The organism is Geminocystis sp. CENA526, from assembly GCF_050753365.1.
Classification (GTDB): Bacteria; Cyanobacteriota; Cyanobacteriia; order Cyanobacteriales; family Cyanobacteriaceae; genus Geminocystis.
This window is the reverse complement of the sequence record NZ_JBLZFY010000040.1, coordinates 1-24,369: the sequence shown is the minus strand read 5'-3', so window position 1 is coordinate 24,369 and position 24,369 is coordinate 1. Positions and strand designations below refer to the sequence as shown.

The following is a 24,369-nucleotide window of genomic DNA, read 5'->3' as shown; positions in this document are numbered from 1 at the left end:
TATAGGTAATCATGATCAAGTTTATTAAAATGAGTGCGATTTGGTGAAAATGAGGAGAATGATATTCTGCCCCTACGATACACTGTAGGGGTTGAACACTGTTCAACCCATCTCCATCCATAACTCATTTTCCTCATTCAATCTATGGATAATTCTAATTTCCTTTCAATTTAAGCAACCTTTTCTTTTAAAATACTAGGTATTGGTAAAGTTTCTCCTGATAGTTGATAATCCTCAATTAACAATTCTAAAACTTCGATAGCATTTTGGAAGACTTACTCATAAGTATCACCATGAGTGCGCCATTGTTGCCCTTCAAAATCAGGAAACCCAACTAAGTAACAGTTATCAATATCAGACCATTGAATAATCATTTTATATTTTAAATTATCCATTTTTTTCTCTTTTTTTTACTTCTTTTATGGCTTTTAAAATATGAAAAGCTCATGAAGACAGGAATTAAAAAGCAACTTAAATTTATCTGTGTACTTCACAAATATCAGAATTGCTATATCTTTATTAATTGAGTAAGTATTTTAGCTACTTTAGTGTCTAAATCTTCAATTAAAGAATGATGAGGAATATTTAATTTTTCTAAAATTTCTGCAAATTTCATAAATCCATTTTCTGCTCTTAATTCTACCCAATTAACTCCTAAAATATCCGCTTGTTCTTTGTTTAAATTAGATAGTTTATCTGCAACAAAAACATTGGTTTCTCTGGCAAAAATTGCATCGGCACTTTCTGGATTTCCTTTCCCCATCAATTTAACTTCACAACGATAATAGTTTTCATTATTTATTAAATAAAAATCAACTTCTCTCATACTTTCAGGAATATTAGTTTGATCAAAATGAAGCAAAGGAACATCAAATAAATAACATAAAGAAGCCATTAAATATTTTTCTACTTTTTTCCCCGCCGTACTCCATAATCCGCCCCTTAAAGCTGCCCTTTTTACCGCTAAAGTATTAATAACAATTAGACTTTCATTTATATTCAAATCAACGCTAACACCCCTAAATTTAATAGTGAGAGTTAAATCAATCTCATTTTCATTCTCTATTAAGTTACTAATTGATTCATATAAAACGTCATAATGTTCATTAGAAGCATTTATAACTATTTGTTTAGAGGCTGAATTATACATATTAGTAATGGTTTTTGTATTTAAACCAGAATTAATAGCTATTTCCTTTGACGTTAATTTCGGATCTAAAAAATAGTTTTTATACCAATCTTGAGTTAAATCTTTATTTTTGAGTTTAGCATCAACAATTTGTTTAAAAAATTCTATAGCAAACTGTAAAAATTCAGCATTGATTAAAGCAATAACTTCTATTCTATAGTCCTGTCCTTTTATTAAACGCTTAATAATATTTTTGATAACTTGATCTGTTAACGTCATTTTTTTAGAAAGAAATATTTTGAAATTCAGTGAAAGTTAAAAATTTTGTTTTTCTCTTTTGAAATAAAGAAGGAGTGGATTCTTGACTTTGAATATAATTAAAATATTCTACATTTTGTTCTGTTAAGAAAAATAGTCTATCTAATGCTTTAGCTACTTTTCCAACAGTACCACTACCACCAAAAGGATCAAAAACCAAATCTCCCTTATAAGAATAATATTGTATCACTTTGCGACAAAGTTCTTGAGGAAAAACTGCTGAATGTACTTTATCAAAACATGGATCAATTTTCCAAACGTTAGATGTTTCATAATCTCCAGTAACTTTACTCTCTGTTACAATTTCCTCTGAATATTGTCTAATATTCCAATCTAATAATTTAGTTGTTTCTTTTCGATAAACCATTAAATATTCCGTTACTGGATTAGGCTTATACCCTAATGGTTTTTTATGTTGCATAAATCCACCAATTCTATTTTTGACGCTAGTTTCAGGTTTTAACCAAATAATATCATCGATAAATTCCCAACCATTTTTAACTAAATAATAATGAAGATCAAACGGAATACCATATCTTTTACTACTATGCGCTCGACTTATTCTAGGGATAATAATAGGCGATGTATTAACAATTAAAAATCTACCTTCTTTTGTTGTGCGATGAATTTGTTGAAAAACTTGATTTAAAAATTCTAAATAAGATTCATAACTAGGATAGATAGAATAATCTCTCGCATTATAATAAGGTGGAGAAGTAAAGGTTAAATGAAAACTATCATCTGGTACATATTCTAATACTTTTAAAACATCTCCATTAACAACTACATTTTTAAGAAATTCATAAGTTTTAGTATGAGGTAATTTACTTTTATTATTGTCTTCGGTAGAAAAATATTTTTTATATATGGCAGTCCTTACCATTTCATTAGGATGATTAATTAATTTTTTTAGTTCTTGAGATACTTTTTTAATGTCATCAAAAATAATCAAGCTACGGATTGCTTGACATACAATTTTTGGATCTTCATCTTCTAAAATAGATAAAAGAAAATCAACGTTTTTTAAATCTCTTTGTCTTCCTATTGTTGAAATTATTTCTCTCTTAACAATAGTTTCTTTTTCCTCTTGGAAAAGTTTTTTAAAATAATCTAAATTATATTTATAAGCTAATTTACCAATAGTTTTTATTACATTAACTCTTACTTGTTTATTAGGATGATTTAATAAATTAAATAAAAATTTACCATCAAAGTCTGAAGGTAGTTTTCCTAAATTTTCCAGAATAAAATTAATTGTTGATACATCATTTTGTTGAGAAATTAAATTACCTATTTCATTACTATTTTCAATTTTTAAACTAGAAATTAACTCTTTACTAATGATCATAAGTTGATTTATATTGCTTAGTACCAAATTTGATTGTAGCTTATTTTCTGATAACGACAAAAATCAACATTATCGCAATTCTCCTATTTATGAGGTACAGAGAAAACGAGAACATTTTATTTCATTTATCGTCAGTATTTCGAGAATATGTAAAAACAAAAAGAATTATGGAAGCAAATTAATTGGGATTTGCAGAAAAAGGCTTTTGATGAGGGTGGGCAGAATATTATTCTGCCCCTACGATATACTGTAAAGATTGAAAACTCCTTATTCCTCTAGCACCATAATATCTAATTTTTAACTTGTCCATTTTATTTCTATGACTCAAATTCAATCAGCTTTTACCCTTTTTATCAGTTTATTAGTGGAAGCAATGCCTTTTCTTTTGATGGGGGTATTGTTATCCAGTAGTTTAATTTTCTTTTTAGATGAAAGTACATTCATTCCCAAGTTACCGAAAAACCCCTTTTTAGGCGCGATTATTGGCAGTATCTTCGGTTTCTTTTTCCCCGTGTGTGAATGCGGAAATGTGCCAGTTGCTCGAAGATTTCTCTTAAAAGGTTTACCGACATCCGTTGCTGTTTCCTTTTTACTCGCCGCACCAACTATCAATCCGATCGTACTGTGGTCAACTTATGTTGCATTTAGAGGACAACCTCAAATAGTCTGGTTAAGGGTAATTTTTTCCCTGATTATTGCTATTACTATGGGTTGTCTCTTTAGTTTACAACGTGATCCTCGTCCTTTACTTAAACCTTTGTTGGCAAAAAGATTAACGGCTTTAATGGAGGATGCCCAAAGGAAAGAGGCGAAAACAGAGGAAGCGAAAGAATATAGTTTATTACAAAGTGGTAGTTTTATTTTAGGTAGTGGTGGAAAACCGATAAAAATGGATGATAATTTATTAAAAAATCAGGATAAAAAAAATTCTCAAATGGTTTTCTGGCAAAAGTTTAATTTGTTTATTAATAATGTTCAAGTTGAGTTAAGGGAGTTAGGGGGAGTCTTAATTTTAGGGAGTTCGATCGCAGCTATTATACAAGTTTTTGTGCCTAGAGAAATTATTTTAAATTTAGGACAAGACCCCATTACTTCTATTGTTGCTATGATGATTTTAGCCGCAGTAGTTTCTATTTGTTCGACTGTTGATTCATTTTTTGTGTTGTCTTTTGCCTCCACTTTTACCACCGCTTCTTTAGTCGCTTTTTTGGTTTTTGGACCTATGATTGATATAAAAGCTATGGGACTTATGTTGTCTATTTTTAAGCCAAGAATGATCTTTTATTTAATGGCGATCGTAGCTCAATTAACCTTTGTCTTTACTTTATCCTATAGCTATTTTTATTAATTTATCATCAAGATTAGCTCTAAATTTTAGGTTTAATTTTAATCACTTATTTAACATTATATAAACAAATTTATCATAACTTATTCAATAAAATGAATACTCTCAAATATAAAGAAAATTGGTATAGTTATCTTGATATAATAGCTCTTGTTTCATGGTCATTATTACTGTTTAAATATTGGTTCAATGGAGAACTTTATTTATTAATTCATCCCAACTATTTTTTATTAGTATTAGCTACCAGTTTATTATTATTTATCCTTTCGATCGCGCGGATTATTCAAGAATTTGAGAAATTAAAAAACAGAGAAAATACTAACGAAAATAACGATAATCAACATACTAATTTATTGCCCAAAGGATGGGCAAGTAGTCTCTTAGTTTTAGTAGCTATTTTTGGGTTAATTACTCAACCCATAGCATTAACCAGTGAAACCGCTATTCAAAGAGGTGTCGGTGATACTTTACCCCCTACCACCCTCGAAACGCAATCTTTTCTCAATCAAACCCCTCCAGAGAATCGATCGTTGATAGAATGGGTTAGAACTCTTAATGCCTATCCTGAGCCTGATAATTATACAGGACAAAAAGCCAACATTACTGGTTTTGTGGTGCATTTAGACAGTTTACCCGATAATTATATCTATTTATCCCGTTTTGTTCTCACCTGTTGCGCCGTAGATGCCTACCCTGTAGGGATTCCTGTCGAGTTATCAAAATCCCGTGACGAATACCCTCCTGATACTTGGTTAGAAATTCAAGGGGCAATGAAAACAGAAACCTTGCTTTCTTTAGAATCTTCATCTCCACAACGAGAAAAACGCCAATTAGTATTACAAGCAGGAGAGGTTAAAGTGATTTCCACTCCTCCTAATCCCTATGCTTATTAATAATCAATAAATTTGTAGGTTGGGTTAGTGGTAACGTAACCCAACAATTAGTAATTCCTGAAATTAGGCATAAGTGAAATCATGGAGAAAATATCAAAAATTAATCTAACTTTATTCCTGTTCAAATTTAACTTTTTTATATAATTCTTTTAAACTTATATCAAGCTCGATCGAACCTAATTGTATAATAGAGTTTTCTCCTCGATAATCTTTTAATAACCACTCATTTTGAGAAGTTTTTTTAAATTGTTTGACATAATATTGATATTGATCAACTAAAATATATTCTTGGAAAGTTGCAAGAGTGCGGTAACTATCAAATTTATCATTTTGATCATAATCTTTAGTAGAATTAGATAAAATTTCCACAATTAACAAAGGATTAATAACAGTATTTTTGCCTTTTCCTTCATAAATCGCTTCTCCTTTTATTACCATGACATCAGGATAAGTATAACGATTATATTCTTCAATCCATAAACGCACATCTCCTATATAAATTTGATAGTCTTTATCTTCTAAAAATGATAATAAAATACTTGCCATTTTTAAAGCTAAAATATTGTGATTAGTTGTACCTCCTGTCATTTTGATAATTTCTCCATTATGGTATTCGTATTTTTCCTCTGATTTTTCTTCTAAAATTAAGTATTCTTCACGGCTATAAACTTTTTTTGCTTCGAGTTTTATTGGCGTTGCTAAATTCATATTATTTTCTTCATTATTTATTGATTTTTTATTCCATGATAAGCCTTAAAAACATCTAAAAATTTTGTAGGATGGGCAAAATTTTCCCACCCTAATACTTTGCAATTATTATTAATATAAAACTATCTGTTATCTCTCTATTAAGTCCAATTTTGTTGGGTTACACTATCGCTAACCCAACCTACAATTTTACGAAGCGACGGCGGAGGCATTGGTTTTGGCAAAAATCATTCTTCCTGCGGAAGTTTGCAAGGCGGAGGTGACTATAACTCTCATTTCCTCTCCTACACGACCATTTGCTTCTTCTACTACCACCATTGTACCATCTTCTAAGTAACCAATTCCTTGACTTGGTTCTTTTCCATGTTTAAGAATTTTTAAGTCAATATAGTCTCCGGGTAGGTAAATTGGACGCACAGCTTGTGCTAAATCGTTAACGTTAAGTATTTCGATTTTTTGTAAACTGGCTACTTTACTCAGGTTAAAGTCATTGGTGATCAGCATAGCATTAATGTCATGGGCAAGATGCAATAATTTTGCGTCAACAGTTGTCACATCCTCATAGATTTCGGGATGAATAACGATCGTATCAGGGTAGGTTTCCTGCATCTGGTTTAAGATGTCTAATCCTCGTCTGCCTCTGACTCTTTTTTGATCATTTGTCGCATCTGCTAATTGTTGCAATTCGTTTAAGATAAACTGGGGGATTAAAATTTGCCCTTCAAGAAAACCTGTGGCTAAAAGTTGTTGAATCCTGCCGTCAATGATACAGCTAGTATCAAGAATTTTGGTTGCAACGGGTTTTAATGTGCCTTCGGCGACTAACATGGATTCGATACTGTTGGGGTTAATCAGTCTTAAGAATGTGCGCCCGTGCGCATCGGCTAAAGATACTCCTAATACGGCAAACATGACGCTTCCTAATATTGCCATCATGGGTTTAATGAAGCTAAAGTTACCGGGGATGGGTAATAAGAAAATGGGGGCTAACATTAAGTTGGCTAAGAGTAAGCCTATCACTAAACCGATGGCTCTGGTGATAATAACTTCTATGGGGGTTTTGCGGATTCTTTGTTCTAATCTTCTGTAGGTAGTTTGTGCTACTAATCCTAATGCCAATCCGATGATGGAAGCGAATCCCGCCGCTAACCATCTCAATGCCTGAATATTGGATATTTGATTTTGTATATCATCGGGTAAAATTTCAATAAGATCAAAACCGACTCCTGCAAACGCTAGGACAAAAATACTAATAATAATAATGTCAATCATAAAATTCGATCCTCGTTTTGGATACAGATATTGTCTATTATAATCTTTCGATCGATCCTCATCTGTTAAGTAAGGTTAAGTAAAATCTATTTTAACTTTTTTCGTTTTGAATTGTTTTATGGCTAATTAAACTAGGTTTGATCGTGTTCGATCGTTGTGATAAAATCAGGAAAAACTATATATATAACAAATTTATATGAATCTTGCAATTATTGGCAGTGTGCTATTAGGAATTTTATTATTGATAATGACGGTATTGTTTATTTTTCGGATTATTTTAACGTGGTATCCCAACGTCAATTTAACAGAATTTCCCTATAAACTAGCTTATCTACCCACTGAACCATTTTTAGCACCTACACGGAAAATCATTCAACCTTTAGGAGGAATTGATATTACTCCTGTTGTCTGGTTAGGCATTATAACCCTATTAAGAGAAGTATTATTAGGACAACAAGGTTTAATTACTCTAGCCATTAGACACAACACTATCACCTAAATTGGTCAAAAAAATCATACATCACAAATTATTAGACATCGACCTAAATAAAAAATTAAATTAATTTAGATATTGAAATCGTTAAATTAATATAGTTTATCGTTATTTTCGATAGGGTAAAAATAATTATTGGAGAAGTCTATTGTATTCATATTGGATAAAAAAACAAGAACTAAGTTAATATTTGAACATCGGGATATTGTAAGATTTTCTGATCTGCGGTTAATAAAGGATAATTGTACACTTTCGCAGTTGCTACAATTAATTGATCTGCTGGATCTTTATGAAAATTAATTAATTGAGTTGATTGAACAATAATAGGAATATTTAAAGGTATTAATTCAACATTTTGATAAGCTAATGCTTGATTTAACCACTCTTGAACAGGTATATTAAAAGCAAGTTTTTGGTTTTCAACTAATTTGGCAATTTCCCAACAAGAAATAATACTAACACCTAATCCCTGATAACGATAATTTTCGATTAATTGTTGCTGATTATCAGTTAATCGAGGACTTTGTTCAGTCCACCAAATCCAAATATGAGTGTCTAAAAGAATCATGATAAAACATCCCAATCCTCAATAGATGTACAGGGTTCAAAAGGATCATGATAGTAAATTACAGAATTTTTTAAAGGAAAATTATTATCTGAATTAATCGCTATATTAATAGCTGATTTTTGATGTTTAAAATTTTCGATTTGATTTAAAATATTTGTTAATAAAAAGTCTGGCAATGTATCTATTTCAGCGATAATCTTGTCTTTAACGTTCATGATTCTATGTCCTTTTTGATTTAATAATAAACACTAATAACTTTTTTTGTTATACAAGACTAATTGTCACAAAATAACCGTTTGAGTTTAACCTAACACCAGCTACCTGACACCTTTTTTCTAATATCTAACACCTTATTCTTTTTGTTATGCTACACGGCAACAGCTAAAGAAGCTATAGCATCAGGGATGGTGTCGGAGGGGGCGTTAAATTCCCCTGTGATAACATATTCTAAACGCAATTTTAAGAAGGTAATCCACTGTTTATTTAAGGAAACAACGGCGGCGGCAGGTTGAGGGCATTTTGCTTTAATTTCTTTAAATTCAGGCGCATCTAAGAAGGCTGGTTGTTTGATAAACCAAAAGTCTATTTCTTTATTTTTCTCTTTATAGTCACGATGTTTTTCGTCTAGGATTTCGTGTAGGTTTTCGCTATCACTGGTTAAAAATTTTTCACTTGCTACAAGATAATAATAAGTTGTCATAATTCAGTTTGATTATTGATAGAAATAATTTTTGTTATAGTCGATCGACCATTATAACTTAATTGAGCTTGTAACTTTTAATTAATACTTGTTGATATTTATTTTTTAATGATTGACTTATGGTCAATAATATGTTATTTTCATACGGAGTCCATAACCAAGATAAGATAGGCTTTATAGTGAAATCAACTCAAAAATATTCCCTATTTTCATCAATTATTTATAATACTCAATGCCGAAAAATCTATGAATACAATACATTTCTTTTCTTAAATACACGCTTATATTATGAATAGTTGGTTAATAATTGGTTATGGAAATACTTTAAGAAATGATGACGGAGTAGGGCAAATCATTGCACAAACCATAGAAAAATCTAGTTTTTTAAATGTAAAATGTATTTATCAACATCAGTTAACACCAGAATTAGTAGAAAATATTAAACTATTTCAGAATGTTATATTTATTGATGCTAGTGTGGAAAGTTTAAAAGTTGATGTGATAAATTTACCTCGTTTTAATATTAATAATTATGCTGAATATGGACATTATTGTAATCCCGAATATCTGTTATATTTAACTAAATTAATCTATAATGAATCTCCTAAAAGTTATTTAATCACTATTCCGATCGAAAATATTGATTTAGGAGAAAATTTATCTCCTTTAGCTAAAAAAGGGATGGAAAAAGCCGTAAAAATAATTACAGAAATGATTTTTTAAATATCCTTAAAAAAATGCACGAAATTGGCATCATGGAAGAAACTCTCAATCTTGCTATTGACTATGCTATGAGAGAAAATGCTCAAGAAATTACAGAAATTACTATGGCTATCGGTAAAATGTCGGGGGTTATACCTTCGGCTTTAGAATTTGCCTTTGATGTCATTAAACAAAGTTCGATCGATCGGTATCCTTCTATAATTCAGAAGAATATGAGCTTAAAAATAGAGTTATTACCGATTATTTGTTACTGTGATTCTTGTCAAGAAAATTTTAATCCTGATGAATGGATTTTTCAATGTCCCCAATGTCATCAGTTTAGTAATAAGATAATTCAAGGTAAAGAAATTAAGTTGACATCTTTGAAAATTTCTTAAACTGTAATTTAAACAAAATTTAACTTGATGATTGAGAAATCTTTACCTTTTCTTAACTTTAACAGGATAATCTTATGGTTAACTCATGTCAATCAAATTCATTACTATGCTTTTAACCTATCCTTCTTCTCAGAATTTTACAACTCAAGGTCAAAAAACGGAAAGAAGATTGCACTTTTATGAAAAAGGAGAGGAGATTCCCCTGATTAGTCAGGGGGTTTGGCAGGTTAATAAGGGAGTAGTACAATTATTGAAAATCAATACTCAAGGAGAAGAAACCCTTTTAGGGTGGGTGCATTCCGATAATTTTTTTGGTTTATGGTTTACCGCTTTAGACAGTTTTCAAGCTAAATCCTTGTCAGATGTTTATTTACAATGGCACTCAATTACCGAAATAGAAAAAAATGCCCTGTTAGCTCAAAAAATGCTTTCTCAAGTTATTAAACGCATTCAACAAAGTGAAGAATTGTTAGCCATTGCAGGAATGAGAAAAGTAGAAGATAAGTTGATAAAATTATTAAAACTTTTAGCTAAAGAAATTGGTGAACATCATCATTTAGGTATTAGATTAAAAGTTAGACTGACTCATCAAAATCTTGCTAATTCGATTGGAACTACAAGAGTAACTATTACTAGATTATTAGGAGATTTACAAAAGCAAGGATTTATTTGTTTTGATAGTACTAGACATATTGTGATAACTAATAAGTAGGAGTTGCTGAAAAAGTATAGGGAATAAAAGATAATGATGAAGTTCGGTAATCGGTAATAAGTAATTGGTAATTTACTGTAATGTAATATTAGTATTTTGTTTTTTTATCTAGTTTTTGAGTAAAATTGCTAAAAATACTCACTTTTTTGCTCAAACTTAACCTTTATGTTAACGAAAACTCCTCGATATGCAGTCATTAATGCCGATGATTTTGGTTACTCTGACTCGGTAAATGAGGCTATTATTACTGCTTATCATCAAGGTATTTTAACTAACACCAGTTTAATGGTGACGGCTGACAAGGCGGATTCGGCGGTGAAGTTAGCGAAGGAAAATCTTGGTTTAGGAGTTGGTTTACATCTGGTGTTGTGTTGTGGAAAATCGGCTTTATCTCCCTCTCAAATTCCTCATCTAGTCGATAAACAAGGTAACTTTAACCATAGCGCTTCGATCGCAGGACTTAAATATCAATTTATACCGTCTGCTAAACAAGAATTGAAACAGGAAATTAAAGCCCAATTAGACTTATTTCAGGCGACGGGTTTACCTTTATCTCATGTGGATGGTCATTTACATTTACACACTCATCCTTTAGTTTTAAATATATTAGCAGAATTAGCTCCCGAATATGGTATCAAATTTGTGCGTCTTCCCTATGAAGAATTGAATCTTACTCTTAAACTTGATTCTAGTAATTTACTCTTAAAAACAGTCTATTCGATCGTATTCCGTCAATTAAGAAAATATGGTGAAAAATTATTCAACAAATCTGGGGTTAAATATTTAGAGAAAATATATGGATTATTACAAACAGGTAAAATGAGTGAATCCTATTTATTAGGGTTAATTCCTCAAATTGAAGGGAATATTATCGAAATTTACTCTCATCCTCAATCTGTTACTGAGGATATAGAATTACAGGGATTGTGTAGTCAACAGGTAAAATATCTGTTAAGCTCAAGGGGTTTTGAATTGGTAAACTATCATCAGTTAGGGGAGAAATTATCGGGGTGTTAAATGCGTTAATCTTGTTTGTCTTGGTTATCACTCAGGTTTTAGGAGATGTGTGTCTGAGTCATGCCATGAAAATTTATGGAGAGATTACTTCTTTTTCCCCTTCGGCAATTTTCGAGATTCTCTACTATTTAGCTACTTCTTCATGGTTTTATCTGGCGTTGGCTAGTTTAACTATTTCTTGGTTTCTCTATATGTTTTGTGTTTCCAAGATGGATTTAAGCTATGTTTTACCGATTCACGCTTCTAGTTATATTTGCAATGCTTTAATGGCTTGGTTAATCCTTCAGGAAACCGTTACTCCTATTCGATGGTTTGCCACTGGAGTTATTTCCATCGGTGTTTTTATTGTGGGTTATGCCCAATATCGTCGAGACAAGATAGCGAAAAATTTGGCTTCTTCCCTTGAAAATCCGCAACCTGAAGCATCTAAAATTTTGGTTTCCCTTCCTTTTGCTAATTTTTTACCGATGATGTGGTTAGGGGTTATTCTCATGGTGGTTGCTGATAGTATGGGAGATTTGTTAAACGCAAGGGGGATGCGACAGATTAAACCTCTTACCTCCATCTCTGTTAAAAATCTGGTGGCATGGATTGCTCAAATTTTTACTAATCTATCCGTCTTAACGGGTATTTTATGTCAATCGATCGCGCTGTTGTTATTTATTTCTCTACTCAGTTGGGATGATTTAAGTATCATTCGCCCTGCTAGTGCTATTAGTTATATCATTACTTTAATTTCTGCTAAATATATCCTACATGAAAAGATCGATCGAGGTCGATTTATCGGTATTTGTTGGATTTTGGGCGGAGTTGTTACGCTTTCTTTTAGTTAGGGGAAGAATTAGGAATCAAGAATTAATAAGTATTGGTGATTTGTTGGTGAGGTTGGGCTTGATATATTAAGCCCCTACATTCATTCACTATTAACAATATCAATCATTGATTATTCTATTGACAAAAATTGTGATTCTGATATAATTGTTTTTCACCTTTGATAAATAATGAAGATTTATTAAGAAAAATGAATAAATATGTCTCGATCGAACCTCAAAAATTAACACTTAGTCCCCCTTAAAACGAAATAATCTCTTTAACTCTTCAAATTAATCAAAGAGAATCAGTATCATAGAGAAAAATCTATGGAAAACTCTACATCATAGATTGAAATAACAATAACACCCAAATATTAAATTGTATCAGGAGGATATTTTTTTGAATATAGCAACCATGAAAACACAATGGTTTTCTAATACGAGAGCCGATATATTAGCAGGTGCAGTGGTAGGATTAGCACTCATACCAGAAGCGATTTCCTTTTCCATTATCGCAGGAGTTGATCCCAAAGTGGGTTTATACGCCTCTTTTATCATTGCGATTATCACCGCTTTTATGGGGGGAAGAAGTGGCTCAATTTCCGCCGCTACTGGGGCGATGGCTTTATTAATGGTGGATTTAGTCAAAAATCATGGTTTACAGTATCTTTTAGTGGCAACAATTTTAACAGGTATCTTACAGGTTGCCTTCGGATTTTTGAAACTTGCCCGTCAAATGCGCTATGTACCAAGGGCGGTGATGTTAGGTTATATTAATGCTTTAGCCGTTTTAATCTTTTTAGCACAATTACCTCACCTTGATCCGAAGAAAATTGCGGAATATTCTCAATATGGGCTAGTTTATGTAATTACCCTCTTATCTTTGGCGATTATCTACATATTGCCCCGTTTTACCAAAGTTATCCCCTCTCCATTAGTCGCTTTATTCGTGATGACGAATGCAACTATCTTTTTCAAATTAGATGTGCCAATGGTGGGAGACATGGGGCAATTACCCGCTACTTTACCGATATTTCTTTTACCTCAAGTGCCTTTCAATTTAGAGACTTTACAAATAGTTTTACCCTATTCTCTCACCTTAGCGGTGGTGGGTTTGTTGGCTTCATTTTTAACGGCTTCTTTAGTGGATGAATTAACGGATACATCTAGCGACAAAAATCAAGAAGCAAAAGGGCAAGGTATGGCTAATATTGTGACAGGATTTTTCGGGGGCATGGCAGGATGTGGCATGATTGGGCAATCTGTCATCAATGTAGAATCAGGAGGCAGAGGCAGACTTTCTACTTTTTGTGCTGGTATCTTCCTTTTAATTGCCATTTTAGCTTTACAAGATTGGGTAAAACAAATGCCTATGGCTACTTTAGTAGCTATTATGATTATGGTATCGATCGGTACATTTCGTTGGGCATCTTTACTTAAGATGAAACGTATCCCCCGCAATGAAAATATGGTGATGTTAACAACCATGACAATTATTATTTTGACTCGCAATTTTGCCTTTGGAGTAGCTGTGGGAGTTATTTTAAGTACGATCTTTTTTACCCGTAAAATTGCTAAGTTAGTAACGGTAGAAAAAATTTTACAAGAAGATGGTACTCATCGTATCTATAATGTTCATGGACAAATATTTTTTGTATCGAAGGAAGATTTATTAGAGGAGTTTGATTTTCGAGAAAAAGTTGCTAGAATCACCATTAATTTAACTCATGCTCATATTTGGGATCAAGGTGCTGTTGCTATTATTGATCAAATTATCCTCAAATTCCGCCGTCAAGGTATAAATGTCGAATTAATTGGTTTAAACGAAGCTAGTCAAACTCTCTTTGAAAGATTAGCCATATCATCTAATCGCTCATTGACAGAGTAAATGGGGGTTGCTGAAAAAGTCTTTTGATGAAGATAGGGAAGAGCGGATTTGGGAAAAGGGAAAAGGGAATAAGTAATAAAAATCAAAGTTTTGGGGCTTTGTATGAATATATAGCAATTCTCGTTTTGATGAGGTACAAAAATTGTCGTTGAAAGACGAGAGGCAATAAAAAATGTACCTCATAATTAATAGTTTTGATTCTTAGAATCAGAAAACCTTATTTAGTGTTTTTCGAGGATACCTGAGAATTAAAAACTATAAAATAAACCTTTTTGATGCCTAATTTGAACAGTTTTTTATAACTAGCAACTTAGGTTATTTACTATTTACTATTTACTATTTACTATTTACTATTTACTATTTACTATTTACTATTCACTATTCACTATTCACTATTTACTATTTACTATTTACTATTTACTGATTATGGTTCGATAAGTGAACGTTTACCCCATCTTGGATCGGAATTAGTTTGAATTAAGATATAACCAGCAACTGCTTTAATATCCTCTTCGGTGTAATTACGAATTTCAGGCCATAAATCAGGGCGTTCGGTGCTTAAATGATATAAAGAAATATCTTCTTCACCATCATAACTGGTAGGGTTTTTAATATAATCAACTAAACCCAATAAATTATCTCGTGCTGGTAGGGCATTCGCCAAAGCCTCTTTACTTAAACCCACGTTAGGATTAGTTTTGGTTTTACCTTGAAGGTGACACTGGGCGCAGTTATCAATAAATAATTTTGAGCCAAGTTGTGCTTCTTTGTTGGATAAAGTAACAGATACACCATCCTCATTTAAAGGTATGGTACGAATTTCTTCACTTAAACTAAGAGCATTGGCACTTCCGGCAAAAGACTGCCACGCAAAAACGACTCCTGCCACTAATATTAAAAAAACTTTTTTCAACATAATTCTAAAACAAATATTTTTTTTGATATTTTGATATTTTGTTAGGGTTTCAGATTATACCCTAATTATTTTCTCTCAAAATTGCTTCATATTTAAGGAATTATTGTAAAGTTTTGTTAATCATTATGATTTAATCTGTGAAGTGCGTAGTCGAATCATCCCACACCTGTTTAATTATTTTTTCTTGAAAACAAGGAGTGGGGCTTATCGCCAATTAAGCTAAAGAATAACTATTTTGTGTTTTAGCAGAACTAGGAATATACTTGTTAACAATAGGGTTTAAGTGATCAAAATGAGACTTTTTAGAAAAAATATCATTTGCTTTGATAAAACGAGCATATTCCCGTTCAGAATGATTATCATACTCAGTTAAAAGAATAATGGGAGTTTCTTGAAAACAAGAAGTTGAACGTAAAAACTTACAAACACTATATCCATCAATCGTTGGCATATGGGTATCGAGGAAAATCAACTGTGGTTGTGTATCTAACAATTTTCCCATGCCAGACATAGGCTCAGAAATTCCTAATATTTTATGATCTAATTTTTCTAAAAATCCTCCTAATTTGGACATAAATAAAGAGCAATCATCTATGACAGCAATCAAAGACTGTTTCATATATCCTGAGACTTGTTCAGAGGATTTTCCAAGGCTATTAACGGACTGCATAACAGATTCTGAGTAACTCATGATAATATCGTTAGGATCATTATTTTAATGACTTTATACTATAGCAAGATTATTAAGAAAATGTGGAGAAAATGTGGAGAAACAATTTTTTGTCATTAATTTTTGATAAAATCATCGAGACTTCTGGAAAAAAAGATGATTCTTCTACTTCTCGTCCTAATCAATTATGTCTAAAAAAAGGTATCAGGTATCGGGTAGCTGGTATTAGGTTAAATTCAAACTGAAAATTATTTTCTATTAATTTGGCATAACTACTATAGAAGAGTCACTTTTCTTAAACCAACTTAAACTAATTAATAGGAGAAGTCTAATGAATGTTGCTTTGAGAGAGAATCAAATTTTGTACTTGTGCAATGGCAGGATTTAACTCATAAAGACGTTGAAAAGGATTGTTTAAAAAGGCTTCTTGTTCTTGTTTAATCATGGCTACATCTTGACGTACTAAACCATCGAGTAAACCTTTAGCTGTGCCAAAAAGGCTATTTTTGAGAAAACGGCGAAATTTCACGGGTAATTTATGTAAGTTATGGAAGGCTTCTAAGGAGGTAAAATGGACTAGATAAGCCTTTGTCGTAGTTTCGTTAATGGGACAAAATAAACAGTAAATTTTGAAGTCTTTACCTAAAGTTGAACGCCAATGAGGATATACATAGCTTACGGTTAATGGTTCGGGATGTAAACGCCGTAAGGAGGGAAAAAATAACTGTGAAATTGACCATATTTTATCGATACGATAATAACTTTGGGCATCGTATAACGCCTCTACTCGATCGAACTCTGTAGTAATATCCTTTAAGGATGCGCAAGCCCATGCTTGATAATTGTCGTGTAGATGCCCATGGTACATATCCATCAAATTTTCAATGAGAAAGGAAAAATGCCCCGGACAATCGATCGAGGTCATACTGCCGATATAATTAAGATGATGCCATTCTGGTAATCCCATGGGTTGTACTTTTTGGGCTTCTCCATCTCCTGCAAATAACCAGATAAAACCATCCAATTCTTGCACGGGATAACGTTTTAATTGACAACTAGGCAACTTTTGTTTTTCGGTGAGGTAGGGTACAAAAGAGCATTTCCCCTCACCATCAAAACGCCAACCATGATAAGCGCATTCAATATCATTGCCCACAATTTGACCATCACTTAATTTTACTTGACGGTGAGGACATCGATCGTCCAAAGCCTGAATTTCGCCTTTTTCGTTGCGAAACAACACAATACTTTTATGCCAAAGAGTAACTCCTAGGGGTTGTTTTTTTACCTCCTCACTACTTGCTACCACATACCAATGATTAAGATTAATACCGCAAGTGCGAATATTTGGTTTAACGTCTAATTGTCCCATAGAAAATAGTGAATAGTTAATAGTGAATAATGAATAATGAATAATGAATAATAATTTATTTAAAATTAATTTAACCATAGTTTATCTCAATTACAAATACTATTCCCTTTTCCCTTTTCCCTACCTTCATCGAGAATTTTATATGGAACTGAGGTTCTGATAAGATAAAGTTAGTCAAACTGATAATTTAACTTAAATACTTGTTTGTGATTAAGTCCTATATAATAGTTGTCATTGTGAAAAACAAAATTATTAACGTCAACACATTGATTTGAGAAACAATTTAATTAATACTCTGATCAATCATAAATAATATATTTTAGGAGCATCAATTATGACTGAAAATTGGGAAAATCCACAAGAAAATGAGCAATCTAACCAATCAGCTCTCAAATTAGCTAATGAATCTAGTTTATTTTATGGTAATAATCGCCCGATCGAACCTAGACATTTAGAAATTGCTAACACCTATACTACTGTTGGTAGTTTAAGACCTATTACAAAAAGTGGTTTAGACATTAAAAGTATGCTCACTTTATCAGGTTCTCGTCCTATTGTTTCTAGTAATCTGAAAATTAGTCAAGAGTTTAAAGTCATGGGTAATCGTCCTGTAGCTTCTAATCAAATTGACGATGTTCTACTTTTAATGGGATATTTAGACTAATTTATAACAATTAAGAATGAAGAATTAGGAATTAGGAATTATTATCGATTATATTTATAATTTTACTACCGTAGAACAGGCATCTTGCCTGATGTCTGTACTCAGTTTAACTCACAATTTTAAACTCATAACTTTTTTCACTATTGTAACTTTTGCAATTCTTGAGTCATTAACATCTTGACTCGTTGATATTCTTCTATTATTTGAGGTATGATCACAGTGGATACAGCTATATCTTGTTTAGCGATCGAAGCTTCTACTTGTTTAGATAACTCCGCTAATTTTGTTGCCCCTAAACTGGCACTACTAGATTTAAGGGTATGGGCATTCATCTTAATTTCTGAAAGGTTTTGAGTTTGTAAAGCATCGATTAAACCTTGAATTAATTTTGGACTATCTTCTAAGTAAGCATTAATTAATTCTGCGAACACTTCAGAAAATTCCTCTTCTCCAATCATTTCTCTTAATTCTAGGATTACTTGTTGATTTAACACAGCCATACTTTTTTGCGATTCGGATTGTCTATGATCAATTATCTCTGACATGGAGTTATTTTTCTGAATATTTTTTAATTTTTCCACTAATTTTTCTACTCTCACAGGTTTTGAGAGATAATCATTCATTCCTGCCGTTAAACATACTTCTCGATCGCCTTCCATCGCATTGGCAGTCATGGCTATAATATAAGGGGCATTACCTTGAAAATTACCGTAGGGAGTTTCCCAAAGGGTACGAATTTGACGGGTAGCAGTTAAACCATCCATTTCAGGCATTTGGACATCCATCAAGATTAAATCGTATGATTGACGGCGCAAGGTTTCTAGCACTTCTAAACCATTAGCTACCACATCAGCGCGATAACCTAAGCGTTTGAGAATATTAGTAATGACTTTTTGATTAACTATGTTGTCTTCGGCGATGAGAATTTTTAAGGGGGCAATACTAGCAATATTATCATAGGGAGAAGCACTTAAAAGAGTCTCCACTGTTTTGAAATTATTGCCCATATCTTCACGGCAAATTCTCGTCAAAATTTCCGATAGCTGAGATTGTTTTAACGGTTTACTTAAAGTGGCACTCCAATCCACTTGTTTGATATAATCTTGTAGTTCAAAGTTGCCCATAGAACTTAACAAAATTAAGGGTAAATTTTTATAGGTAGGTAAAAGACGAATTTGTTTAGCTAAAGTAACACCATCCATAGAAGGCATCTGCATATCTAAAATAGCTAAGTCTAAAGGTTGTTGATTTTTCAGTAACGCTAAAGTCGATCGACCCGAAGAAGTTAAAATGGTTTCCATGCCTAAATTATTGCATTGAATCATCAACACTTGACGATTAGTGTCATTGTCATCCACAATCAAAACTTTTTTCCCCTTCAAAATTTCAGGATTAGGAGGATTTGCCGTAGCGAAAAGATTAGATACATTAGTCTTAATGGTAAAACAAAACATCGAGCCGGGGTCATTTAAACGAGAAGAAACCATCCAATCAGGAGGATAATTACCCACCACATTGCCTTTACTTTCTACCCACATTCTTCCTCCCATCATTTCCACCAAACGCTGACAAATAGCTAATCCTAACCCTGTACCGCCGTAATTGCGAGTGGTAGAAGCATCCACCTGAGAAAAAGCCTTAAACAGTCTATCCATACGACTGGCAGGAATACCAATACCCGTATCTTTCACGGTGAAAATTAATTCATACTCCGTAACATGATCATTGATTTGGGTGGTTTTGTAAATACCAACGGATAAAACAATTTCCCCTGTTTTGGTGAATTTAATGCTATTACTGAGTAAATTAACTAAAATTTGTCTTAATCGGGTGACATCTCCATTAACAGTAGGGGGAATTTCGTTAGGGATAAAATAAATTAACTCCAAGTTTTTACTCAAGGCTTTTGGTGCTAATAAATCTAAAGATTCTTCTACCACCGTATGAATAGGAAGGGGTTGATATTCTAACTCTAGTTTGCCTGATTCGATTTTAGAAAAGTCGAGAATGTCATTGATAATAGTTAATAAAGTATCTCCGCTAGTACGGATAATTTCCGCAAATTCTTTTTGTTCGTCATTCAACTGTGTGTCTAATAATAACCCCGTCATGCCTATAACTGCATTCATAGGAGTACGGATTTCGTGACTCATAGTCGCCAAAAATTCACTTTTTGCCCGATTGGCGCTTTCGGCTTCTTCTTTTGCCCGTTGTAAATCTTGCTCTACTTTAATTTTCTCAGTAATATCGGTAATTGTACCCACTAAACGATAAGGTTTTCCTGTGTCATCAATGTCTTGATTGCCTTTGGCTAAAATCCAGATATATTCACCGTCACTATTTCGTACTCGATGAATATTTTGATATAAATTGGTTTTTCCTGATAAATAAGAATGAATATCTTGTAAATTTTTTTCTAAATCATCATCATGAATATGATCAAACCAAGTATTAATATTAGAAGGTAAGAGATTATTTTCATAACCTAAAATCCGCATCCATGTAGGAGAATAATAAACTTTATTACTGTTTAAATCCCAATCCCAAATACCATCATTTGTACCTGAAATGGCTAATTCATAGCGTTCATCTTTTTCTCTTAATAATTTTTCTATCTGTTTTTTTTCTTCTATTTCTGCTTCTAATTTTTGAGTATTTAACTTTAATTCTTGAGTCCTTTCTTCAACTTTTTGAGCTAAATTTTCCCTTGAATCTTTTAATTCTCTAAATTTTTCCTGTAATGCAATTATCATCGATCGATAATTTTCTGCTAACAATTCGATTTCTTTAATGAGAGTTTTTTCCCAAGTAAAAATCAGATTATCTGTGATATTATTAGGCACATTGCTGGTAATAATCGCTAATTTATTGATGGGTTTTACCAACTTTTTACTCATTTTGTCAGTCAGGAAAAAAGCAATAATAATAAGAATATATACAGCAGTTAAAGCATTAATATAGTCTATTTGCAATTCTGTAATGTAGGGTTTAGGTTGGATTTTAGCGAAAATTTTCCAAGAAAGATTGTCACTAATCATAATTTTCTTGACATAAAAAGACTGACTCCATCTAGTCATAGTTGGCATACCTTTATTAATAGGTAGCCATTGAAAAATATTAGTATTTTCTTCTTTATTAAGTACTTTAATTTTATATTTACTTTCATCAATATTAACGACATTACTTCCTACATTATTAGTAGTAATAATTTGATTTTGACTATCTAAAATAGAGACAATAGTGTTATTCTCAATTTGATATAATGTAAGGAAGTCTTGAAGTTTAGAACTATTAATAGTAGCGATAACTTTTCCCATAATTTGATTATTTTTAACTATAGGATAAATCAGATTAATATGGGGAATCAATGATCCTTTATTAATATGAATATCTGTTACAACAAATTGATTAGTTTGTTTTAGTTTTTCTATATATTTTAAATGGGATGCAATAAAATTTTCTTGAGAAATAAAAAGGGCAGAAGCAATAACATTATTATTTTTATCTATCACATATAAATCTTCAAAATCACTGAACATATTTTTTACTGTTAGCAGTTGATTTTCTAATAATTCTCTATTATTAATGTCTAAAGAGGCAATTTGTTGTAAAGCAAGACGGCGATTATCATACCAAGTTATTAGGTTCGATCGCCAATGATCGATGGTATAATTGAGTTTTTCGATAATAACCGACTCAATATCATCAATTTTATTATAGGTATTAGCGATCGTAATAGTTAAAATAGGAATTAAAATTAAACTAATAAATATGTTAAATAAATTCTGCTCAAAGGATATTACTATTTTTTTATCAGGTAATTTTAAAACTTTGCTTAAAGGAAGATAACTAATTATTAAGACAGAAATTAAACTGTTAAAAATACTATTGACTGACTGTTTTAATACTATTAAAATAACAGATAATATAGGCATTTTTAATATACTTAAGTAAAAGATAAAAATGAGAGGACACCCGATTATTGTCCAGTAAAAAATCGTAGTGATAATTAAGTTTTTATTTCTATTTTTCCAAAAGTAACCAACAAAAATTGCCTCTAAAGTATAGACAATTATGGCGTAGGGATGTCCCCATAATATTAATGTGTAACTTGCAGAGATAATTCCACTAATTATGCCCCATAAATTGCCATAGAAATAGAAAATTATCCACACAAAAATAGTTCCAAATAAAAAGTCCACCCCAAAAAATAAGGGCAATTTAAAATAATTGCCTAAAAAGGACAATATTACTAAAATTAATAATGGAAGACTGATTTTTGTCTTACTTTCCATAATTAGAAAAAAATAATTAGGGGTTGTTCAAAAAGTATTTTTATGAAACTATAATATCTCAAAAAATGCTAAGTTTTTTATCAAAATTACTAAAACTTTACATTATAAGTGTTAATTTTGTTGATCTCAATTATTGATTTTTATAGCTTTGTGACTCCTAACAGACTGTAATTAATAATTTCGATCGATCTCAATACTGATTCTATCAATTTTGTTATCAAAAAAGTTAAAAGCGAAAAGAGTGTCAATATCAATATTGAAAAGATTTTTTATTGGCTTGTAGTAAGGGCTTCAGCCCTTTTTTACCAATTATGATCGAAGTGTTTTTGGGAAAGCGCCTAAAGTTCATCTAAATTAATCCCTAATTCTCTTAGTTTAGCTTCTAATTTATCCGCTCTTTGTTTTTCCTCACTATAACTGGAAAATCGATCGCCGTTGGGATGAAATATAATTAATTCAGGTTGTGCTAATTGAAAACGGATACCTAAACGGGGGCTTTCCCAACCGTCTATATCTTCAATCATTTCTAATATCTGATCCTTTCGCATAAAACCTGTCAAATTATTACTGTCTGGATCATAAATGTAATATTCTTCTACTCCATAGTGTTGATAAAACAAGAGTTTGTTATACATTTCCCGTGATGTGTTGCCGGGGGAGAGAATTTCAAAGACAACTTGAGGGGCAATGTTATCTTCTTTCCACTGTTGATATGAACCACGCTCTCCTTTTTTTCTACCAAAGACTACCATAACATCTGGAGCGACTCGTTTTTGATTATTTCCTTCTATGGGATACCAAAGTAAATCCCCTGCAACAAATACTTGAGGATTATCGGTAAATAACCAATCTAAGTTAGTTTTAATGGTGGTAATCCAACGAAATTGAAGGGTATTGTCTGCCATAGGTTTACCGTCACTGTCAGGATAGATAATTTCTGGGGTGTTGGTTTTTTCGAGTTGTGCAACCATATTATTTCAGATTCGATCGAACTATTAATGATTTTTATGATAACAATATCCACCATGTCACTGTTAAACTATTACTCTTGTATTGAGTAACGATTTCGATCGAACCTTTATTCAGTTTGAAAAATATTTTGAATCATTTGTTTTTCTAAACTCAGCGCGATCGAGCTTAATTCTACCACTTCCGAAGGAGATAAACGCCACCCCAACGCCCCAATATTTTCTCTAGCTTGAGTCAAATTTTTTGCACCCGGAATGGGTATTGTACCCTGACAAATACACCAATTTATGGCTACTTGTGCCATAGTTTTACCATTGTCTTTGGCAATAACTTCGAGGGTTTGTAATAATGGTTTAATTTTTGGTAATAATTCCTTGAATAAGCCTTTTCTCGGACCTGATGGCAAATTTGTCAAATCTTGGTATTTACCTGTCAAAATGCCCAAAGTAAGGGGACTATAGGCAATAATTTTTATATCCAACTCATCACATAATTCTTTTAATCCCAACTTCACAAACGGATAGGTAGAAAGCAAGGAATATTGCACTTGAAGGGTACTAATTTTGACACCTTTTTCCTTTAAATAGTCATAAGCTCGTTGTAGATTTTTTGCACCATAATTAGATAAACCAATAGCTTTCACCGCTTTTTGATGGTACAACTGAGCTAACCCCGTTAATAAGGGTTTTTCCTGCCAAGGAAGATATTTAGCAGGAGACCAGTGCATTTGCACTAAGTCGATCGATCTCCCCAGTCTTTGTGCAGATTTTTGGGAGGCTTTTATCATGGATTGAGGAGTTAACCGCCAAGGATAAACCGCTAGTTTTGTGGCGATCGAAATTTCATCTTGATGATCACCTTGGTATTCTTGACTAAACTTACCTAAGAGAGTTTCACTGCGTCCATTTAATTTACCCGTACCGTAGGAGTCTCCCGTATCGAACCAAGTAACTCCTTGAGACACAAGAAGATTAAAAACCTGTTGTAATTCTTGATCCATATTAGGATCATAACCCCAAAGGAAGCGATTTCCCCAAGCCCAAGTTCCGCATCCCATAGGGGATAAAAATAAATCTTCTGCTACTTTAATTTTTGATTCGATCATATCTTTGATAAGAGAGAGGGGGATAAGAAGATAAGAGGAGAGGGGGAGAGGGGGATAAGAGGAGAGGGGGAGAGG

At 32.2% G+C, this 24,369-nt stretch carries 23 protein-coding genes and 1 pseudogene; 10 read left to right on the top strand and 14 right to left on the bottom strand.

What is annotated here, in order from left to right:
* Positions 1-170: 170 nt before the first annotated feature.
* The 3 genes and pseudogenes from ACN4EE_RS12215 to ACN4EE_RS12205 form a co-directional block, all read right to left on the bottom strand.
* Positions 171-395, bottom strand: a pseudogene (locus tag ACN4EE_RS12215) (type II toxin-antitoxin system HicB family antitoxin).
* Between the two features lie 113 nt (positions 396-508).
* Entirely contained in the window at positions 509-1,408 is a 900-nt protein-coding gene (locus ACN4EE_RS12210; RefSeq protein WP_431706723.1) for a CfrBI family restriction endonuclease, read from the bottom strand.
* 4 nt (positions 1,409-1,412) lie between these two features.
* Positions 1,413-2,795 carry a DNA methyltransferase gene (locus tag ACN4EE_RS12205; RefSeq protein ID WP_431706721.1) on the bottom strand — a complete coding sequence of 461 codons (1,383 nt, stop codon included), beginning with the start codon at positions 2,793-2,795 and terminating at the stop codon, positions 1,413-1,415.
* Positions 2,796-3,114: 319 nt separating this feature from the next.
* Here ACN4EE_RS12205 and ACN4EE_RS12200 point away from each other — a divergent pair, with 319 nt between their 5' ends.
* Together ACN4EE_RS12200 and ACN4EE_RS12195 are read left to right on the top strand one after the other, a co-directional pair.
* Positions 3,115-4,143, top strand: a complete 1,029-nt coding sequence (locus tag ACN4EE_RS12200) for a permease (protein WP_431706720.1) — start codon at positions 3,115-3,117, stop codon at positions 4,141-4,143.
* A 92-nt stretch (positions 4,144-4,235) separates the two neighbouring features.
* Entirely contained in the window at positions 4,236-5,033 is a 798-nt protein-coding gene (locus ACN4EE_RS12195; RefSeq protein ID WP_431706719.1) for a TIGR03943 family putative permease subunit, read from the top strand.
* A 111-nt stretch (positions 5,034-5,144) separates the two neighbouring features.
* On the opposite strand, the gene ACN4EE_RS12190 is transcribed toward ACN4EE_RS12195, so the two are convergent.
* Positions 5,145-5,741, bottom strand: a complete 597-nt coding sequence (locus tag ACN4EE_RS12190) for a Uma2 family endonuclease (protein ID WP_431706718.1) — start codon at positions 5,739-5,741, stop codon at positions 5,145-5,147.
* A 189-nt stretch (positions 5,742-5,930) separates the two neighbouring features.
* Positions 5,931-7,013 (bottom strand): PIN/TRAM domain-containing protein, encoded by a 1,083-nt coding sequence (locus ACN4EE_RS12185; RefSeq protein WP_431706717.1) that lies wholly within the window; start codon positions 7,011-7,013, stop codon positions 5,931-5,933.
* A gap of 196 nt (positions 7,014-7,209) precedes the next feature.
* Between ACN4EE_RS12185 and ACN4EE_RS12180 the strand changes: the two genes are divergently transcribed.
* Positions 7,210-7,512 carry a YggT family protein gene (locus tag ACN4EE_RS12180; protein ID WP_431706716.1) on the top strand — a complete coding sequence of 101 codons (303 nt, stop codon included), beginning with the start codon at positions 7,210-7,212 and terminating at the stop codon, positions 7,510-7,512.
* A 172-nt stretch (positions 7,513-7,684) separates the two neighbouring features.
* On the opposite strand, the gene ACN4EE_RS12175 is transcribed toward ACN4EE_RS12180, so the two are convergent.
* From ACN4EE_RS12175 to ACN4EE_RS12165, 3 genes are all read right to left on the bottom strand, one after another.
* The gene (locus tag ACN4EE_RS12175) at positions 7,685-8,074 is read right to left on the bottom strand and encodes a type II toxin-antitoxin system VapC family toxin (RefSeq protein WP_431706715.1); all 390 of its coding nucleotides are present in this window, start codon (positions 8,072-8,074) and stop codon (positions 7,685-7,687) included.
* Positions 8,071-8,289 (bottom strand): hypothetical protein, encoded by a 219-nt coding sequence (locus tag ACN4EE_RS12170; RefSeq protein WP_431706714.1) that lies wholly within the window; start codon positions 8,287-8,289, stop codon positions 8,071-8,073. The genes ACN4EE_RS12175 and ACN4EE_RS12170 overlap by 4 nt, the downstream gene beginning before the upstream one ends.
* Before the next feature lie 152 nt (positions 8,290-8,441).
* Positions 8,442-8,774, bottom strand: coding sequence for an MgPME-cyclase complex family protein (locus tag ACN4EE_RS12165; protein ID WP_431706713.1), 333 nt, complete (start codon positions 8,772-8,774; stop codon positions 8,442-8,444).
* Between the two features lie 288 nt (positions 8,775-9,062).
* On the opposite strand from ACN4EE_RS12165, the gene ACN4EE_RS12160 reads away from it, so the two are divergent.
* The 6 genes from ACN4EE_RS12160 (at position 9,063) to ACN4EE_RS12135 (ending at position 14,303) form a co-directional block, all read left to right on the top strand.
* Complete coding sequence (locus tag ACN4EE_RS12160) at positions 9,063-9,497, top strand: hydrogenase maturation protease (protein WP_431706712.1); 435 nt, start codon at positions 9,063-9,065, stop codon at positions 9,495-9,497.
* A gap of 14 nt (positions 9,498-9,511) precedes the next feature.
* Positions 9,512-9,874 (top strand): hydrogenase maturation nickel metallochaperone HypA, encoded by a 363-nt coding sequence (hypA, locus tag ACN4EE_RS12155; RefSeq protein ID WP_431706711.1) that lies wholly within the window; start codon positions 9,512-9,514, stop codon positions 9,872-9,874.
* A 106-nt stretch (positions 9,875-9,980) separates the two neighbouring features.
* Positions 9,981-10,586 (top strand): Crp/Fnr family transcriptional regulator, encoded by a 606-nt coding sequence (locus tag ACN4EE_RS12150; RefSeq protein WP_431706735.1) that lies wholly within the window; start codon positions 9,981-9,983, stop codon positions 10,584-10,586.
* 165 nt (positions 10,587-10,751) lie between these two features.
* Positions 10,752-11,603 carry a hopanoid biosynthesis-associated protein HpnK gene (hpnK, locus tag ACN4EE_RS12145; RefSeq protein WP_431706710.1) on the top strand — a complete coding sequence of 284 codons (852 nt, stop codon included), beginning with the start codon at positions 10,752-10,754 and terminating at the stop codon, positions 11,601-11,603.
* Positions 11,597-12,436 carry an EamA family transporter gene (locus tag ACN4EE_RS12140; RefSeq protein ID WP_431706709.1) on the top strand — a complete coding sequence of 280 codons (840 nt, stop codon included), beginning with the start codon at positions 11,597-11,599 and terminating at the stop codon, positions 12,434-12,436. Before hpnK ends, ACN4EE_RS12140 begins: the two co-directional genes overlap by 7 nt.
* 394 nt (positions 12,437-12,830) lie before the next feature.
* The gene (locus ACN4EE_RS12135; RefSeq protein WP_431706708.1) at positions 12,831-14,303 is read left to right on the top strand and encodes a SulP family inorganic anion transporter; all 1,473 of its coding nucleotides are present in this window, start codon (positions 12,831-12,833) and stop codon (positions 14,301-14,303) included.
* 424 nt (positions 14,304-14,727) lie between these two features.
* Here ACN4EE_RS12135 and psbV read toward each other — a convergent pair whose 3' ends face one another.
* The 3 genes from psbV to ACN4EE_RS12120 form a co-directional block, all read right to left on the bottom strand.
* Positions 14,728-15,219, bottom strand: coding sequence for a photosystem II cytochrome c-550 (gene psbV, locus ACN4EE_RS12130; protein ID WP_431706707.1), 492 nt, complete (start codon positions 15,217-15,219; stop codon positions 14,728-14,730).
* Between the two features lie 214 nt (positions 15,220-15,433).
* Positions 15,434-15,910 carry a response regulator gene (locus ACN4EE_RS12125; RefSeq protein ID WP_431706706.1) on the bottom strand — a complete coding sequence of 159 codons (477 nt, stop codon included), beginning with the start codon at positions 15,908-15,910 and terminating at the stop codon, positions 15,434-15,436.
* Positions 15,911-16,217: 307 nt separating this feature from the next.
* On the bottom strand, positions 16,218-17,261 hold the full coding sequence (locus tag ACN4EE_RS12120) for an aromatic ring-hydroxylating dioxygenase subunit alpha (RefSeq protein WP_431706734.1): 1,044 nt from the start codon (positions 17,259-17,261) through the stop codon (positions 16,218-16,220).
* 334 nt (positions 17,262-17,595) lie between these two features.
* Here ACN4EE_RS12120 and ACN4EE_RS12115 point away from each other — a divergent pair, with 334 nt between their 5' ends.
* Positions 17,596-17,925 carry a hypothetical protein gene (locus ACN4EE_RS12115; RefSeq protein ID WP_431706705.1) on the top strand — a complete coding sequence of 110 codons (330 nt, stop codon included), beginning with the start codon at positions 17,596-17,598 and terminating at the stop codon, positions 17,923-17,925.
* Between the two features lie 140 nt (positions 17,926-18,065).
* Here the strand turns inward: ACN4EE_RS12115 and ACN4EE_RS12110 are convergent, their stop codons facing one another.
* From ACN4EE_RS12110 to ACN4EE_RS12100, 3 genes are all read right to left on the bottom strand, one after another.
* Positions 18,066-22,220 (bottom strand): response regulator, encoded by a 4,155-nt coding sequence (locus ACN4EE_RS12110; RefSeq protein WP_431706704.1) that lies wholly within the window; start codon positions 22,218-22,220, stop codon positions 18,066-18,068.
* A 338-nt stretch (positions 22,221-22,558) separates the two neighbouring features.
* The gene (locus ACN4EE_RS12105; RefSeq protein WP_431706703.1) at positions 22,559-23,191 is read right to left on the bottom strand and encodes a Uma2 family endonuclease; all 633 of its coding nucleotides are present in this window, start codon (positions 23,189-23,191) and stop codon (positions 22,559-22,561) included.
* 107 nt (positions 23,192-23,298) lie between these two features.
* Entirely contained in the window at positions 23,299-24,294 is a 996-nt protein-coding gene (locus tag ACN4EE_RS12100) for an aldo/keto reductase (protein ID WP_431706733.1), read from the bottom strand.
* Positions 24,295-24,369: the final 75 nt, after the last annotated feature.

Bases quoted from the DNA above. Each gene is read 5' to 3' on its own strand.
- ACN4EE_RS12210 (WP_431706723.1), bottom strand. From the start codon at position 1,408: ATGACGTTAACAGATCAAGTTATCAAAAATATTATTAAGCGTTTAATA.
- ACN4EE_RS12205 (WP_431706721.1), bottom strand. From the start codon at position 2,795: ATGATCATTAGTAAAGAGTTAATTTCTAGTTTAAAAATTGAAAATAGT.
- ACN4EE_RS12200 (WP_431706720.1), top strand. From the start codon at position 3,115: ATGACTCAAATTCAATCAGCTTTTACCCTTTTTATCAGTTTATTAGTG.
- ACN4EE_RS12195 (WP_431706719.1), top strand. From the start codon at position 4,236: ATGAATACTCTCAAATATAAAGAAAATTGGTATAGTTATCTTGATATA.
- ACN4EE_RS12190 (WP_431706718.1), bottom strand. From the start codon at position 5,741: ATGAATTTAGCAACGCCAATAAAACTCGAAGCAAAAAAAGTTTATAGC.
- ACN4EE_RS12185 (WP_431706717.1), bottom strand. From the start codon at position 7,013: ATGATTGACATTATTATTATTAGTATTTTTGTCCTAGCGTTTGCAGGA.
- ACN4EE_RS12180 (WP_431706716.1), top strand. From the start codon at position 7,210: ATGAATCTTGCAATTATTGGCAGTGTGCTATTAGGAATTTTATTATTG.
- ACN4EE_RS12175 (WP_431706715.1), bottom strand. From the start codon at position 8,074: ATGATTCTTTTAGACACTCATATTTGGATTTGGTGGACTGAACAAAGT.
- ACN4EE_RS12170 (WP_431706714.1), bottom strand. From the start codon at position 8,289: ATGAACGTTAAAGACAAGATTATCGCTGAAATAGATACATTGCCAGAC.
- ACN4EE_RS12165 (WP_431706713.1), bottom strand. From the start codon at position 8,774: ATGACAACTTATTATTATCTTGTAGCAAGTGAAAAATTTTTAACCAGT.
- ACN4EE_RS12160 (WP_431706712.1), top strand. From the start codon at position 9,063: ATGAATAGTTGGTTAATAATTGGTTATGGAAATACTTTAAGAAATGAT.
- hypA (WP_431706711.1), top strand. From the start codon at position 9,512: ATGCACGAAATTGGCATCATGGAAGAAACTCTCAATCTTGCTATTGAC.
- ACN4EE_RS12150 (WP_431706735.1), top strand. From the start codon at position 9,981: ATGCTTTTAACCTATCCTTCTTCTCAGAATTTTACAACTCAAGGTCAA.
- hpnK (WP_431706710.1), top strand. From the start codon at position 10,752: ATGTTAACGAAAACTCCTCGATATGCAGTCATTAATGCCGATGATTTT.
- ACN4EE_RS12135 (WP_431706708.1), top strand. From the start codon at position 12,831: ATGAAAACACAATGGTTTTCTAATACGAGAGCCGATATATTAGCAGGT.
- psbV (WP_431706707.1), bottom strand. From the start codon at position 15,219: ATGTTGAAAAAAGTTTTTTTAATATTAGTGGCAGGAGTCGTTTTTGCG.
- ACN4EE_RS12125 (WP_431706706.1), bottom strand. From the start codon at position 15,910: ATGAGTTACTCAGAATCTGTTATGCAGTCCGTTAATAGCCTTGGAAAA.
- ACN4EE_RS12120 (WP_431706734.1), bottom strand. From the start codon at position 17,261: ATGGGACAATTAGACGTTAAACCAAATATTCGCACTTGCGGTATTAAT.
- ACN4EE_RS12115 (WP_431706705.1), top strand. From the start codon at position 17,596: ATGACTGAAAATTGGGAAAATCCACAAGAAAATGAGCAATCTAACCAA.
- ACN4EE_RS12110 (WP_431706704.1), bottom strand. From the start codon at position 22,220: ATGGAAAGTAAGACAAAAATCAGTCTTCCATTATTAATTTTAGTAATA.
- ACN4EE_RS12105 (WP_431706703.1), bottom strand. From the start codon at position 23,191: ATGGTTGCACAACTCGAAAAAACCAACACCCCAGAAATTATCTATCCT.
- ACN4EE_RS12100 (WP_431706733.1), bottom strand. From the start codon at position 24,294: ATGATCGAATCAAAAATTAAAGTAGCAGAAGATTTATTTTTATCCCCT.